This is a genomic window from Actinomadura parmotrematis, assembly GCF_019458805.1.
GTDB lineage: Bacteria > Actinomycetota > Actinomycetes > Streptosporangiales > Streptosporangiaceae > Spirillospora > Spirillospora parmotrematis.
The window spans coordinates 1-14,173 of record NZ_JAIBOA010000011.1; the positions used below are offsets into that span (position 1 = coordinate 1).

At 76.3% G+C, this 14,173-nt stretch carries 13 protein-coding genes; 4 read left to right on the forward strand and 9 right to left on the reverse strand.

Features of this window, described 5'->3' with window-relative positions:
* Window positions 1-98: 98 nt before the first annotated feature.
* Together K1Y72_RS18145 and K1Y72_RS18150 are read right to left on the reverse strand one after the other, a co-directional pair.
* Entirely contained in the window at window positions 99-1,019 is a 921-nt protein-coding gene (locus tag K1Y72_RS18145; protein WP_220167729.1) for an NADP-dependent oxidoreductase, read from the reverse strand.
* An 82-nt stretch (window positions 1,020-1,101) separates the two neighbouring features.
* Complete coding sequence (locus K1Y72_RS18150; RefSeq protein ID WP_220167552.1) at window positions 1,102-1,686, reverse strand: Uma2 family endonuclease; 585 nt, start codon at window positions 1,684-1,686, stop codon at window positions 1,102-1,104.
* Between the two features lie 143 nt (window positions 1,687-1,829).
* On the opposite strand from K1Y72_RS18150, the gene K1Y72_RS18155 reads away from it, so the two are divergent.
* The 3 genes from K1Y72_RS18155 (at window position 1,830) to K1Y72_RS18165 (ending at window position 5,743) form a co-directional block, all read left to right on the forward strand.
* Entirely contained in the window at window positions 1,830-2,381 is a 552-nt protein-coding gene (locus K1Y72_RS18155) for a DUF1707 SHOCT-like domain-containing protein (RefSeq protein WP_220167553.1), read from the forward strand.
* Between the two features lie 87 nt (window positions 2,382-2,468).
* A complete protein-coding gene (locus tag K1Y72_RS18160) occupies window positions 2,469-4,760 on the forward strand; it encodes a sialidase family protein (RefSeq protein WP_220167554.1) in 2,292 nt (763 codons plus the stop codon).
* On the forward strand, window positions 4,757-5,743 hold the full coding sequence (locus K1Y72_RS18165) for a D-cysteine desulfhydrase family protein (RefSeq protein ID WP_220167555.1): 987 nt from the start codon (window positions 4,757-4,759) through the stop codon (window positions 5,741-5,743). Before K1Y72_RS18160 ends, K1Y72_RS18165 begins: the two co-directional genes overlap by 4 nt.
* A 170-nt stretch (window positions 5,744-5,913) precedes the next feature.
* Here K1Y72_RS18165 and K1Y72_RS18170 read toward each other — a convergent pair whose 3' ends face one another.
* The 4 genes from K1Y72_RS18170 to K1Y72_RS18185 form a co-directional block, all read right to left on the reverse strand.
* Window positions 5,914-6,105 carry a hypothetical protein gene (locus K1Y72_RS18170; RefSeq protein WP_220167556.1) on the reverse strand — a complete coding sequence of 64 codons (192 nt, stop codon included), beginning with the start codon at window positions 6,103-6,105 and terminating at the stop codon, window positions 5,914-5,916.
* 299 nt (window positions 6,106-6,404) lie between these two features.
* Window positions 6,405-8,420: a DUF8508 domain-containing protein gene (locus K1Y72_RS18175; protein WP_220167557.1), complete on the reverse strand. Its 2,016-nt coding sequence runs from the start codon at window positions 8,418-8,420 to the stop codon at window positions 6,405-6,407.
* Window positions 8,421-8,568: 148 nt separating this feature from the next.
* Complete coding sequence (locus K1Y72_RS18180) at window positions 8,569-9,657, reverse strand: Zn-dependent alcohol dehydrogenase (RefSeq protein ID WP_220167558.1); 1,089 nt, start codon at window positions 9,655-9,657, stop codon at window positions 8,569-8,571.
* A 76-nt stretch (window positions 9,658-9,733) separates the two neighbouring features.
* Window positions 9,734-9,925 carry a ferredoxin gene (locus tag K1Y72_RS18185; RefSeq protein ID WP_220167559.1) on the reverse strand — a complete coding sequence of 64 codons (192 nt, stop codon included), beginning with the start codon at window positions 9,923-9,925 and terminating at the stop codon, window positions 9,734-9,736.
* Between the two features lie 178 nt (window positions 9,926-10,103).
* Here K1Y72_RS18185 and K1Y72_RS18190 point away from each other — a divergent pair, with 178 nt between their 5' ends.
* Window positions 10,104-10,835 carry a class I SAM-dependent methyltransferase gene (locus K1Y72_RS18190; RefSeq protein ID WP_372452917.1) on the forward strand — a complete coding sequence of 244 codons (732 nt, stop codon included), beginning with the start codon at window positions 10,104-10,106 and terminating at the stop codon, window positions 10,833-10,835.
* Between the two features lie 68 nt (window positions 10,836-10,903).
* Here K1Y72_RS18190 and K1Y72_RS18195 read toward each other — a convergent pair whose 3' ends face one another.
* Genes K1Y72_RS18195 through K1Y72_RS18205 form a run of 3 tightly spaced genes read right to left on the reverse strand, consistent with a single transcriptional unit; the run spans window position 10,904 to window position 14,164 of the window.
* The gene (locus tag K1Y72_RS18195; RefSeq protein WP_258572743.1) at window positions 10,904-12,088 is read right to left on the reverse strand and encodes a prenyltransferase; all 1,185 of its coding nucleotides are present in this window, start codon (window positions 12,086-12,088) and stop codon (window positions 10,904-10,906) included.
* On the reverse strand, window positions 12,078-12,839 hold the full coding sequence (locus K1Y72_RS18200) for a class I SAM-dependent methyltransferase (protein WP_220167732.1): 762 nt from the start codon (window positions 12,837-12,839) through the stop codon (window positions 12,078-12,080). Before K1Y72_RS18200 ends, K1Y72_RS18195 begins: the two co-directional genes overlap by 11 nt.
* Before the next feature lie 41 nt (window positions 12,840-12,880).
* The gene (locus K1Y72_RS18205) at window positions 12,881-14,164 is read right to left on the reverse strand and encodes a glycosyltransferase family 4 protein (RefSeq protein WP_220167560.1); all 1,284 of its coding nucleotides are present in this window, start codon (window positions 14,162-14,164) and stop codon (window positions 12,881-12,883) included.
* Window positions 14,165-14,173 lie beyond the last annotated feature (9 nt).

Genomic DNA, 14,173 nt, shown 5'->3' on the forward strand with positions numbered 1-14,173 from the left:
GTCGTGAGCAGCAGCACGGCCGCAGCCTAGCGCCGCCGGAAATCGTTCGGGCGCGCACGCGCGGTAGGGCAGGGTGACCTGGCCCCGCCGCGCGGGGTTCAGTCCGCCACGGTGAGGACGAGCTTGCCCCGGACGCGGCCGGTCTCGCCGAGCTCGTGCGCGCGGGCGGCGTCCGCGAGGGGGAGCACGCCGTCGATGGCGGCGCGCAGCCGCCCCTCGGCCGCGAGGCCGGCGATGGCCGACAGCGCGGCGTGGTCGGGCTCGACGAGCACCCTCTCGGTGCGGAAGCCCGTCGCGTCGCCGTCGAAGGGGCGGCTCAGCACGATCCACACGAGCGTGCCGCCGGGCCGCAGCGTGCGCAGCGAGCGCGGCCCGTAGTCGCCGCCGATGGTGTCGAGGACCACGTCCATGTCGCGGGCGGCGTCGGCGAAGTCGACGGCGGTGTAGTCGATCGCCTCGTCGGCGCCGAGCTCCTTGAGGAAGGGGTGCTTGGCGGCGCGGGCGGTGCCGGTGACGTGCGCGCCGCGCGCCTTGGCTATCTGCACGGCCAGGTGCCCGACGCCGCCCGCCGCCGCGTGGATCAGGACGCGTTGCCCGGCCCGCAGCCCGGCCGCGTCCACGAGCGCCTGCCAGGCGGTGAGCGCGGCGAGGGGGAGCGCGGCGGCCTGCACGTGGTCGAGGTTCGCGGGCTTGCGGACGAAGGTCCGCGCGGGCGCCGCGACGTACTCGGCGTAGGCGCCGGCCCCGTGGGGGTAGGGCAGCATCCCGAACACCTCGTCGCCGGGCCGGTGCGGGCCGGCGCCGGGGCCGGCGGCCTCGACGACGCCGGAGACGTCCCAGCCCGGGACGAACGGCGGGGCGAGGAGCCCGCCGCCCGCCCGGTGCTTCCAGTCGGTCGGGTTGACCCCCGCCGCGCGCACCCGCACCAGCACCTCGCCGGGGCCCGGCTCGGGCCGCTCGATCTCGATCTCCCGCAGTACCTCGGGGCCGCCGGGGGCGGCCACGCCGATCGCGCGCATCGTCGTCATGCGGACCAGCCTGCCGCCGGCGCGGCCCGCCCGGAAGCGGCCGGACGGCCGAGGTGCGCAAGGATCCGGCCACTCACTCCATCTCGGACAGCCGGGCCGGGTCGAAGGCGACGGGGAAGGGGCGCTCCAGCACGACCGGCTCGCCCGACTTGGCGCGCCGGACCGTCCGGTAGGCGTCGCCGTCGAGCTCCAGCAGGGTCACCGACGGGCGCGGCTCCAGGTCGATGATCCAGTAGTGCGGGATGCCGGTGGCGGCGTACTCGGCGACCTTGCGGACCCGGTCCACCTGCTCGCTCGCGGTGCGCGGCGTCACGATCTCGGCGGCGAGCACCAGGTCGGGGCCGTAGTAGGTGCGGCTCTGCTTCTCCAGCGCGAGCCGGGCCACGTCCCGGGCGACGACGAACACGTCGGGCTGGCGGATGCCGGCCGGCGTCACGACGTACTGCGCGGACGCGGCGACGTGCACGTCGGCGTCGGCCTGGCGGGCGGCCCGTTTCAGGATCTCGCGGAGCTGGTCGGCGGCGTTGTCGTGCCACAGGTCGCCGGGCAGCTCGGTGAGCCAGCCGTCGGCGAGCTCGTGGCCGCCGCCCTGGTCGGGCAGGGCGTCCAGGTCGTACAGCGTGTAGGGGCCGTGGGGATGTCCGGCGAGCGCGTTCACATGATCACCACGGTACGACGGTAACCGACGGCGGTGGCCGGACGCGGACGCGCCGGGCTCCGGCGTGCCGGGGGCATTTCTCTCGAAAAGGGAGGGAATCTAAGTTAAGATACATCGCGTTGACGCCGCGAAGGAGACCTCCCATGCGAGCCCCCGACATCCTCGCCTCCGACCGCGACCGGGACGACCTCCTGGTCCGCCTGCACACCGCCTTCGCCGAGGGCCGGCTCGCCGAGGCCGAGCTGGACGACCGGATCGACCGCACCCTGGCCGCCCGGACCCATGGCGACCTCGCCGACATCTCCGCGGACCTGCCCGAGGCCGCGTCCCCGCGGCCCGCGGGCGGCGCGCCGGCGCGGTCGCCGGGCCGCTTCCAGCTCGCCTACAAGTCCGGTCTCCGCCGCACCGGCCGGTGGCGCCTGCCCGAGCGGCAGGACGTGGTCGTCTACAAGGGGACGGGCCTGCTCGACCTGCGCGGCGCCGAGCTGGACGCCCAGGTGACCACCCTGCGGGTGCTCGCCTACAAGTCCGACGTCCGCATCGTCGTCCCGCCGGGCCTGCGGGTGGAGGCCGGCGGCACCGGCGTGTCGAGCGAGCTGCACGGGGCGCCCGGCCCGGACGCGCCGGTCGTCGTGGTGCGGGGCCTGGCCTACAAGGGCGCGATCGAGATCGGGGACCGCCCCGCCGCGGGCTGAGGCCGTTCGCGCGATTGTCCCCGCACCGGGCCGGGCGGCGCGGTTGGATGGTGAGCCGTCGGCCATCCGAGAGCGGCGGGAGCGCGATTGACGTCCAGGAGCCCCGAGCAGGACGGCGCCCTCGCCGAGGGCGGGACGGCGGGCTCGCGGGCGACGCGCCTGCGCCTCGCCTCCGGCCCGCCCGCGCGGATCGAGGGAACCCCCTGGTGGCACGCCCAGAAGGTGTGGCGGGACGCCGGGATCGCCTGGTCCGGCGCGCCCGGCCCCGTGGACGACGACATCCCGCCGGTGCCCGCCGCGCCCGGCCGCGCGCGCCGTCCGGGACCGCTCGCCGCCGCTGCGGTCGCGCTCGGCGTCGCGGCCGCCGGCGGCTACGCGCTCACCCGGGGGCACGAGGACGCGGGCCGGGCGGCCCCCGCGCCCGTCCCCGCCGACGCGCTCTTCGCCTCCGACCCGGCCGCCGCGTCCGACGGTCTCGGCCAGGTCCTCGGCCCGGTCGCCGCCGCCGGCGCGGCGGTGGTCGCGGCGGGTGCCGAGACCGAGAGCGACGGCCGCGACCGCGCCCAGTTCCTGGTGTCGTCCGGCGGGCCGTGGCGGCTCGCCGGGGTGCGCGCCGCGAGCGGCGCCGAGCCCGTCCCCGGCGCCCGTCCGGCGCTGCTGGCCGCGCGGCCGGGCGGCTGGGCGGCGCTCGGCCGCGACCCGGCCGGCGCGACCGTGACATGGACGAGCCGCGACGCCGCCACCTGGACGGAGGCGCCGGGCGGCGCGGCGTTCGCGCCCGCCGACGCCGTCGCCGGGCTGGCCGGGACGGCCGCCGGGTTCACCGCCGTGGGCGCCTCGGCGGGCCGGGCGGCGGTGTGGGCGTCGCCCGACGGCCGGTCCTGGCGCCGCGCGGCGCCGCCCGCCGGCGCGACCGTCCTGGACCGGATCGCCGCGTCCGGCGGGATCCTCGTCGCGCACGGCGCCTACCCGCGCACCGTGAAGCAGAAGGGCGCGCACGGCAAGAGGAAGACGGTCACCACGAGCGCTCCGGGACTGTGGCGGTCCGCCGACGGCGGCGCGTCCTGGACGCGGATCGAGGCCGCTGGGGGTCCGGCGCTGGGGCTCGCCGCCGGACCCGGCGGCCTCTACCTGGTGCGCGGCGGGAAAGGCGGCGCGACCGTCCTCACGTCCACGGACGGGCGATCGTGGCGGATCGCCGTGCGGCTCTCCGTCCCCGGCTACGGCGGCGTCGCGGCCTTCGCCGGCTCGGCCGCCGGGCTCGCCGCGCTGCTGCGCGGCGCGGGCGGCACCATGACGCTGCTGACCAGCACCGACGGCCGCGCCTGGCGGCCCGCCGCCGGATACGGCGGTCCGGCCGCCGCTCCGGACGTCCGGGGCCTCGCCGTCGGCGCCGCCGGGACGCCGGTGCTCGCCGGGCGGCTCGGCGACGACCCCTACCTGTCGGCGGGCGCGCCCGTGGACCTCGCGGCCGTGCCCGGCGCGATCCGCCCCGACCGCGCGGTCACCGCCCTCGCGGTCGCGGCGGGCCGGACCGTCGCGGTCGGCGGCGCCAACGGCGGCCCGGCCGCCTGGGAGGGCGGCGGCCTCGCCTGGACGCGCGCCGCGGGCACCGCCGCCCCTGGCGAGACCCGCCTCACCGGCGTCGCGGGCGGGCCCGCCGGATGGGTCGCCGTCGGCGCCCGCGGCACCCTGCTGACCTCGCCCGACGCCGCGTCCTGGACGCGCGCGCCGGCGCCGGGCGGCGTCCCGGCCGCCGTCGCCTACGGGCCGCGCGGCTACGTCGCGGCGGGCACCGCGCTGTGGCGCTCGGCGGACCTGCGGACCTGGACGCGCGGGACAGCGCCGGCCGCCCGCCTGCGCGCCGTCACCGCGACGCCCGGCGGCTACGTCGCGGTCGGCGGCGCCACCGCCCCCGCCGTCCTCACCTCCGCCGACGGCGCGACCTGGACGGCCGCGCCCGCGCCCGCACCGCCGCCGGGCGTCGCGTCGGCGGTCCTCACCCGCGTCGTCGCCTCGGGCGCCCGCGTCCTCGCGGTGGGGGAGGGGCGAGCGAAGGACGGCCCGGCCGCCTTCCTGGCGCTCTCGGCCGACGGAGGCGCGACCTGGACGGCGAGGCCGGTGCCGGGCGGCGCGGTCCCGTCCGCCGTGACCGCCACGCCCGGCGGCTTCGCGCTGGCCGCGCCGGGCGCGCCGGCGCCCCAGCTGTACGAGTCGGCGGACGGCGCCGCCTGGCGGCGCGTCCCGGTGCGCGGCGCGGGCAGCGGCGAGCAGCGCATCACCGCGCTCGCCCCGGCGGGCGGCGCGCTCCTCGGCGCGGGCACGGTGGCAGACCACCGGGGGAGCCGCCTCGTGCTGTGGCGCACAATGGCCCCATGAGCGATCTCCTGTCCCGGTTCCCGCGCGTCCCGCTCGCCGACCTGCCCACCCCGCTGCACGAGGCGCCCCGGCTGACGGAGACGCTCGGCGGCCCGCGCGTGCTGGTCAAGCGCGACGACGCGACCGGGCTCGCGCTCGGCGGCAACAAGACCCGCAAGCTGGAGTTCCTGCTCGGCCGCGCGCTCGCCGAGGGCCACGATACCGTCGTCACCTTCGGCGCGGTGCAGTCCAACCACGCCCGGCAGACCGCCGCCGCGTGCGCCCGCCTCGGGCTGCGCTGCGAGCTGGTGCTCACCCGGTCGGTGCCGCGCCCGGACGCGCTCTACGAGACGTCCGGCAACGTCCTGCTGGACGGCCTGCTGGGCGCCCGCACGCACATCGTGGACGGCGCGGACGAGGCGCTCGCGCTGCTGGCGGAGATCGGGCCCGCCTACGCGATCCCGCCGGGCGGCTCGGACGCCACCGGCGCGCTCGGCTACGTCGCCGCGGGCCTGGAGTTCGCCGCGCAGGCCGCGGACCTGCCGGGCGGCGTGGACCGCATCGTGGTGGCGACCAGCACGGCCGGCACCACCGCCGGCCTCGCCCTCGGCCTGGCGCACGCCGGCCTGGACACCGCGATCGAGGCGGTCTGCGTCTACGAGCCCGCCGGCGTCACCGCCGCCACGCTGGACGCGGTGCTCGGCGCGACCGCCGACCTGCTCGGCGCGCCGCTGCCGGAGCGGCGCCCGCGCGTGCACGGCGACTGGTTCGGGCCCGGCTACGGCGTGCCGACGCCGGAGATGGTCGAGGCCGTCCGGCTGTTCGCCCGCACGGAGGGGATCCTGCTCGACCCCGTGTACACGGGGAAGGCCGCGGCCGGGCTCGCCGGCCTGGCCCGCACGGGCGCGATCGGCCCGGACGAGACCGTGGTGTTCTGGCACACCGGCGGCGCCCCGGGCCTGTTCGTCTACCCGGACGCCCTCACCGGCGCCGGTGCGAGCTAGCCGTTACAACCGCAGGAGCACCCCTTCGGGCACGAGCAGGAACCATGTCCGCAACTGCATCCGCCTTTAGCCATGGACGGAACGTACCTCCGCGCACACGACCCGTCTATGACGCGGACGCAAGGTCGGCCTGTCCTCCGGGAGAGGCCGACCCGGCGGGCCGCCGCACGCTAGGCGTGGATGTGCATGTCGATGCCGAGCAGCACCAGGAACCACAGGAAGATGGCGAGCAGCGCGCTGGCGACCCTCCGCAGCAGGTCCGGGTTGATGTAGCCGCGGTCCCAGGCGACGAAGAGACCGATCAGGATGTAGATGAGGCCGACCAGGCTGATCCCGCGGCCGCCGTAGTATCTCCGCGCCATGACGGCGTCTCCTCTCGCGTGCAGTGACGCGGGACGGAATCCCCGTACAGATCGGGACAAAACGTGAACGGTTTTCGGACCGGTCCCTAGGGCGAGATTAGGGACTGCCCAAAGGGGCCGGCGGGGCCGCTGGGGCCGCAGGTGCCGGTGGGGCGCGAGGGGGGGCGGCGGGAGTCGGACGCTTATGCGGGGAATCGCGCCGTTCCTGTAGCGAATCCGGCACCTTGCGCGATAATCAGGTGGTCCGCGATGGCCGGCGGCACTGGGCAGCGCTCGCCGGCCATCGCTCTTTCCCGCCCTCAGGGTGCGGCGTCGGGCAGGGGATGCGCGTCGGCGGGGCCGGGTGCCGCTTCTGGAGACGCGGACGCGGCGGGCGCGGCCGGCGTCTTGTCGCCGCTCTTGCCGGCGCCCGCCTCGCCGTCCATGTCGATGCGGACGAGGGTCGGGTCGCGGTCGCCCGCGCGGTCGGCGAACTCGGCGTTGCGGTGCACGATCGTCACGTCGTGGTCGCGGCGGGCGAGGCCGGGGCTCAGCAGGACGTGGTCGAGGACCTGCGCGTTCCCGTCCACGACGGCCGTGTAGCGGCCGCCGGCGGGCACCTCGGCGGCGGTGTCGCGGAGCCCGCCGTCGCGGGTGAGGACGCGCAGCGGGCCCGCGAAGTCGCGCTCGTTCAGGTCGCCCGCGACGATGACGTCGGTGTCGCGGTCGACCGTGGTCACCGACCGCACGAACCCGGCGACGACCCTGGCCTGCGCGTCGCGGCGCCACTCGCTCGGCAGCCGCGGCGGCTGGTAGCGGCCGAACACCGGCTGGTCGTCGGAGGTCCGCGGGTACCAGTGGTTCGCCACGACGACGATGCGGCGGCCCTGCCAGGTCACCACGCCCGCGAGCGGCTTGCGGGTGCCCGCCCACGCCGGGTCGCCGGGGGCGATCCGGCCGGGGCTGAGCGTCAGGCCGCCCCGCACGACCTGCGTCGCGACGGTGGCGGGCCCGCCGTCGGGCGGGCCGTCGGTGAGCGCGTCGGTCGGCGCGGCGGATGGCCCGGCGGCCTGCCGGTCGGCGAAGGACAGGCCCCGGTCGGTGCGGAACAGGAACCCGACGCGGTTGTTGCCGCCCGCCGGACCGCCGTCCGCGCCGTCGGCGGGCGCGACCGAGCGCCAGTCGTAGGCGGGCCCGCCCGCCTCGCTGATCGCCGAGATGAGCTGCGCGACGGTCTGGTCGGCGGCGACGGTGCCGTCGTCGTCGGTGCCGCTGTTGTCCTGGAGCCCCGAGACGGTGATGAGGTCGGGGGAGCCGAGGCCGGCGACGACGTCCCCGGCGAGGTCGCGGAAGCGGGACGCGGGCGAGTCGGGGCTGAGGCCGTCCATGCTCGCGGTCGCGACGGCCAGCTCGCCGGTCTGCTGCGGGCGGGCGGTCTCGCGCCGCAGGCCGCCGTCCGCGCGGACGGGCGTGGTGGCGAGCAGCAGCCGGAACGCGCCCTGCGCGTAGTCGAGGACGCCGTCGTGCGCGCCGGGCAGCCGGTCGCCGACGTTCAGAGCGGGCAGCGGCGCGAGCACGTCGTCGAGGAGCAGCCGCTCGGGATTGGCGTCTCCGTCGCGCAGCAGGACGCCGCCGCGCGCGCTTCGCCCGTCCGCGCCCGCACCGCCGCCGGGCAGTACCGGGACCTCGCCGTAGCGGGTCGGACCGACCGCGACCGCGTCCTGGACGCGGACGCGCATGCCCTCCAGTGACTCATAGAAGTCGAGCGCGTTGTGCGCCGCGTCGAAGCGGGTGGTGGGCGCCTCGGCGTCGGTCTGCGCGCCGCCCTTGGCGGGCGCGGCGACCCGCCCGGGGGCGGTGCGGCCACCGGGGCCGAGTAGCGTCGGCGCGGGCAGCGGCTGCCCGTGCGCGCGCACGGGCGCGGCGGTCGCGTCGATTTCGGTGCGGCCGAGCGCGGCCGACGCCGGGCCGTCCGGGCGGTACTCGCTGACCTGGCCGTCCACCGCCACCGCGTCGCCCGCGGCGACCGCGGGCCGCGAGCGGGTGAACACGAACACGCCCTCGGAGGTGGCGGGATCGCGGTCGGGCTGCGGGTCCTGCATCCAGAACCCGTTGCCGGTGACGGCGGTGACGACGCCGGGGACCTGCGCGACCGTGCGCCCGGCGAGCGGCGACACGTGCGCGGCGCCCTGGACGTCGTGGACGCGCTTGCCGGTGAGGACGGGGCCGGGGGAGGGGGCGGGCGCCGCGCCCTCGGCGCGCGCGGGCGCGAGGCCCAGCGCCGCCGGGGCGGCGAGCACCGCCGCCGCGAGGGCCGCCCGGGTTCGCGGGACCACCGCCCACCTCCATGATCGACTCGGTCCGGGGTCCTATTGGAACACGAAGGACCCGCCGATGGGGAGCGGTCCGCGCCCGCCGCCGGACGCGCGGACGGCCCGGCGCCGCGCCCGCGAGGGGCGGGCCGCCGGGCCGCCGGGGACCGCGTCAGTCGAACAGCACGACCTGCCGGATGACCTCGCCCGCGGCGAGGGCGCGGATCGCGTCGTTGAGGTCCTCGAACCGGATGCGGCGGGAGATGAGGCCGTCCAGGTCGAGCTTGCCGGCGCGCCAGAGGTCCACGAAGACCGGGATGTCGCGCCGCAGGTCGCACTCGCCGTACAGGGACGCCTTCAGCGACTTGCCGTCGAACAGCAGCCCGAACGCGCTCTGCGACCAGTTGTCGTCGGCGGCGCCCGCGCCGACCACGATGACGTCGCCGCCGCGGCGGGTGGCGTTCCACGCGGTGGTGATCGCGGCGGACTTGCCGACGACCTCGAAGACGGTGTCGAAGCCCTGCCCGGCGGTGAGGAGGTTCTTGGTGTCCTCCAGCGAGTCCAGCGTGGCGGTGTGGGTCGCGCCGAACTGCTTGGCGATCGGGTGCTTGGCCTCGTTCGGGTCGACCGCCACGATGGTGGCCGCGCCCGCGATCTTGGCGCCCTGGATGACGGACAGGCCGACGCCGCCCGCGCCGACCACCGCGACCTTGTCGCCCGGCCGGATGTCCGCGGTGTGGAACGCCGCGCCGACGCCGGTCGGGATGCCGCAGCCGAGCAGCGCGGCGTACTCGAACGGCACGTCCTCGTCGATCTTGATGGCGGCCTGCCAGGGCATCACCAGCTCCTCGGCCCAGGTGCCGGCGCCCGCCATGCCGAAGGCGGGGGTGCCGTCGCCGAGCCGGAACGCCGGCTCGGTGAACGCCTGGGTGATGAAGGTGATGCAGAGGTAGGGCTGGCCGCGCCGGCACTCGCCGCAGGTGCCGCAGTTCGGGGTCCAGTTCACCACGACGTGGTCGCCGGGCGCGACGGCGGTCACCTGGTCGCCGACCTCGGTGACGACGCCCGCGCCCTCGTGCCCGACGACGGTCGGGGGGACCGAGGGCAGCACGCCGGTCATCGTGGACAGGTCCGAGTGGCAGACGCCGGTCGCCTTGATCTTGATCTTCACCTGGGTCGGGCCCGGATCGATCGTGGTGACGTCGTCACGCAGGTCGAGTTCGGTGTCGCCGACCGCATGCAGTACCGCGGCGCGTGCCATGGCTGCCTCCACTGTGAGGGGTTCGGGGTGGTGGTTGTGGGTGCCTCTTCGGCGGGCGCGACGGCGCGGGTGCGCGCTACTCCTCCAGGGCGAGCGCGGCCTTCGGGCAGGAGCGGACCGCGTGGCGGACCTTGTCGGCCTGGTCGGCCGGCACCTCCGGCCGCAGGATCTCCAGCTCGTCGTCGTCGGTGAGGTCGAAGACGTCGGGGGCGAGGCCGACGCAGACCGCGTTCGCCTCGCACACCAGGGGGTCGACTCGTACTCTCATCGCCTTCTCCGTTCACGCCGGGGCATCGGTGAACGTCAATCTACCGAATCGGATTCGGCCGCCTGGGCGGGTCCCGGACCGGCCGGTTGTGAACGAAAGTAGAACACGTTTCAGTATGGGGCGGCAAGACCGGGACCGCGCAAAAGATCTCGGCTAGAGTGCCCGGCGGAGGAGATCAATGACTGAGAGCACGGCGTCCACCCTCGCGGGGACGACCAGCCCGCCCGCCCCGCCGCCCGCGCCGCCGGCCGCCATGCCCGCCGACCTGCTGCGCTGCGCCCGCGCCGCCAAGGGCTTCATGCCCGAGGACGAGGGGCGCGCGCTCTACGAGACGGCCCTGGAGTACGGGGCCCGGCTCGGCGCGGCCGGCCCGCTGCTGGAGGTCGGCACCTACTGCGGCAAGTCGGCGATCTACCTGGGCGCGGCCGCCCGGGAGACCGGCGCGACCGTGGTGACGGTGGACCACCACCACGGCTCGGAGGAGAACCAGGCGGGCTGGGAGCACCACGACCCGTCCCTGGTCGACCCGAGCACCGGGCGGATGGACACCCTGCCGACGTTCCGCAAGACCATCGCCTTCGCCGGGCTGGAGGACGAGGTCGTCGCGATCGTCGGCGCCTCCCGCACGGTGGCGCGGTTCTGGACGGCGCCGCTCGCGCTGCTGTTCATCGACGGCGGGCACGCCGAGGAGTTCGCCCAGGGCGACTACGAGAGCTGGGCGCCGCACGTGGCGGCCGGCGGCGCGCTCGTCATCCACGACGTGTTCCCCGACCCCGCCCACGGCGGCCAGGCGCCCTTCCACGTCTACGAGCGGGCGCTCGCCAGCGGCGCGTTCGAGGAGCGCCGCGTCCAGGGCTCCCTGCGCGTCCTGGAGCGCGTCGGCGACACCGACCCCCTCACCCCCGCCTGATCCGGCCTCCGCACGACGCGCGAGGCCCCCGCGACCCGGCCGGGTCGCGGGGGCCTCGCGCGTCGCGCCTACAGGCGGGTGCGGACCGGGTTGGCGACGGGGGCGAGCGTGCAGCCGCACGCGGCCGGGTCGGCGACCTTGGCGGGGCCGAGGGGCCGTCCCGCGATCTCCTTGAAGATGCGGGCGCCCGGGGTGGCGCCCTCCAGCACGTCCGCCGCCAGGACCACCGCGGCGGCCGTGTAGGTGGAGCGGTCGCCGGGGAAGTGGCGCTGGTTCTCGAACTGCCAGCCCGTCCAGTACGAGCCGTCCTCGTGCCGCAGGTGCTGCACGGTGGTGAACAGCGCGAGCGCGTCGTCGCGGCGGCCGTTGGCGTCCAGGGCCATGACGAGCTCGCAGCTCTCGGCGGCGGTCACCCACGGCTGGTCGGACACGCAGCGGCAGCCGAGGCCGTCCACCACGAAGGTGTCCCACTGCGCGGCGAGGCGCCGGTCGGCGTCGGCGCCGCGCACCGGGCCGCCGAGCACCGGGTAGTACCAGTCCATCGACCAGCGGCCCTTGTCGGCGAACGCCTCGGGGTGGGCGGCGACGACGTGGCCGAGCTGGTCGGCGGCCAGCTCCCACTCGGGGCGCGGCTCGCCGAGGCGCTCGGCGAGCGCCACCGCGCAGCGCAGCGACTGGTAGATCGAGGAGCAGCCGGTGAGCAGCGCGTGGTCGGCGGCCTCGCCACCCTCGTGCCGGATCCACAGGATCTCGCCGCGCCGGGTCTGCAGGCCGAGGGTGAACTCGATCGCGGCCCGCACCACCGGCCACATGCGGCGCGCGAACGCCTCGTCGCCGGTGGTGACCAGCTCGTGCCAGACGCCGACGGCGATGTAGGCGGCCTGGTTGGACTCCCCGCCCGGCTCGGTGACCTCGCCGAGGACCCACTTGGCGGGCCAGGAGCCGTCCGGGCGCTGGGCCCCGGCGAGCCACTCGTAGGCGCGGCGGGCGGGGCCGCCGAGGCCGGCGACGCGGAGCGCCATCGCGGCCTCGACGTGGTTCCAGGCGTCCACGTGCCCGGGGACGCCGTGGGTCGGCGAGAACCACGGGATCGCTCCCGACGGCTCCTGCTGGCGGACGATGCTCTGGGCGGTGGCGACGATGTCGTCGGGGGTGAGGACGCCGGGGACGGACGGGACTTGAGGCTGTTGTTCGGGCGAAGCCCCGGGGGTCTGGGGGTCCGCCCCCAGAGGGGGCGGGGCCTCAGACGGCATCGGCGGTCTCCTTCGGAGCCTGCGCGGGCTTGCTCGGGGTCGCGGGCTTGGTGAAGTAGACGACGACGCTCTTGCCGATGAGCGGGTTCAGGGCGCGCTCGGCCACCCGGGTGGCGAGGGGGCGCTTCATGATGTCCCACACCAGGATCTGGTGGTAGCCCTTGGCGAGCGGGTGCTCGCCGTTGTCCACCCCGACCGCGCACTTGATCCACCAGTAGGGGGCGTGCAGGCCGTGCGCGCGGTGGTGGCCGTCGACGCGGAAGCCGGTGGACTTGAGCTTGGCCTCCAGCTCGGCGCGGGTGTAGATGCGCACGTGGCCGCCGGGGGCGGTGTGGTAGTCCTCCGACAGCGCCCAGCAGAGCCGCTCGGGCAGCCAGGCGGGGACGGTGACGGCGAGCTGGCCGCCGGGCTTCAGCACCCGCAGCAGCTCGCGCATCGCCCGCATGTCGTCGGGGATGTGCTCCAGCACCTCGGACGCGATGATCTTGTCGAAGTGGTCGTCGGGGAACGGCAGGTCGAGCGCGTCACCCTGCACGGTCTGCGCGGAGGCGCCGTCGGGCACCTCGCCCTCCAGCCGCATCGCCCCGAACATCGTCTCGACGCCGGCGAGCTCGTCCGCGTCCATGTCGAAGGCCACGACGTCGGCACCCCTGCGGTACAGCTCGAAGGCGTGCCGCCCGGCGCCGCACCCCATGTCCATGATGCGCTCTCCGGGGGTGACGCGGAACCGCTGGAAATCCACGGTCAGCAGGGTCGTGCTCCTTCCGTACGAGGGGCCCGGAACGGGTCCCGCTATGCCTTCCCCGCGGCGAGCCGCAGGTAGTTCTGCTGGGTGATGGCGGCGCGGTAGTGCCGGACGGTGGCCTGGGCCACGGCGTTCCAGGTGTAGCGCTCCAGCACCCGGGCGAGGCCCGCGGCGCCCACGCGCTCCCGCTCGGCGGGGGTGTCGTGCAGGCGGCGCAGCACCGCCGCGAGCTCCTCGGCGTCGCCGGGCGCCACGAGGACGGCGGCGTCGCCGACGACCTCGGGCAGCGCGCCCGCGCGGCTCGCCACGAGCGGCGTCCCCGACGCCATGTGCTCGACGGCGGGCAGCGAGAAGCCCTCGTAGCGGGACGGCACCACGGCGACCTCGGCGGAGGCGAGCAGCTCGCCGAGCTCGTCGTCGCTGATGCCGCTGACGAAGCGGACCCGGTCGCCGAGCGCGAGCTCGCGCACGAGCCGGGCGGTCGGGCCGTCGTCGCGGGGCTTGGACACCACGACGACGTGCACGTCGCGCTCGGTGGCGACCTTGGCGACGGCGCGCAGCAGCACGTCCACGCCCTTGATCGGGGCGTCCGCGCTCGCCATCGCGACGATGCGGCCGGGGACGCGCGCGCCGCGCGGGTGGAAGATCGCGGTGTCCACGCCGAGCGGCAGGATCTCGATGTCGCGCGGGTCGACCTTGAAGTCCTTGACGATGTCGACCTTGGAGGAGCCCGAGACCGTCAGCACCGGGCCGATGCGGCGGGCGACCTGGGACTGCATCCCGACGAACCCGTACCAGCGGAGCTTGCCGAGCTTGGCGAGCACGCCGTCGGCGGCCTCCAGCTCGATCCGCCGGTCCACGCTGATCGGGTGGTGGATGCTGGTGACCAGCGGCAGCCCGGCGCGGGCGATGCCGAGGTTGCCGAACCCGAGCACCTGGTTGTCGTGGACGACGTCGAAGTCGCGGCGGCGCCGCCGGAGCTCGCGCAGCACCCGCAGGCTGAAGGTGAGCGGCTCGGGGAAGCCGCCGGTCTTCATGTGCGCGAACTCCAGCACGTCGATCCAGTCGCGGAACTCCTCGCGGGCCGGGGTGCGGAAGGGGTCCTCGTCGCGGTACAGGTCCAGGCTCGGCACCTTGGTGAGGGTGATCTCGTCGCGGTCCAGCTCGGGGTAGGGCTGGCCGGAGAACACCTCCACCCGGTGGCCGAGGTCGACCAGCTCGCGGCTGAGGTGCCGCAGGTAGACGCCTTGTCCGCCGCAGTGCGGCTTGCTCCGGTAGGAGAGCAGGGCCACGCGGAGCGGGCCTTGCGACGGCTCGACGGCCTCAGTCACGTCCGCTCC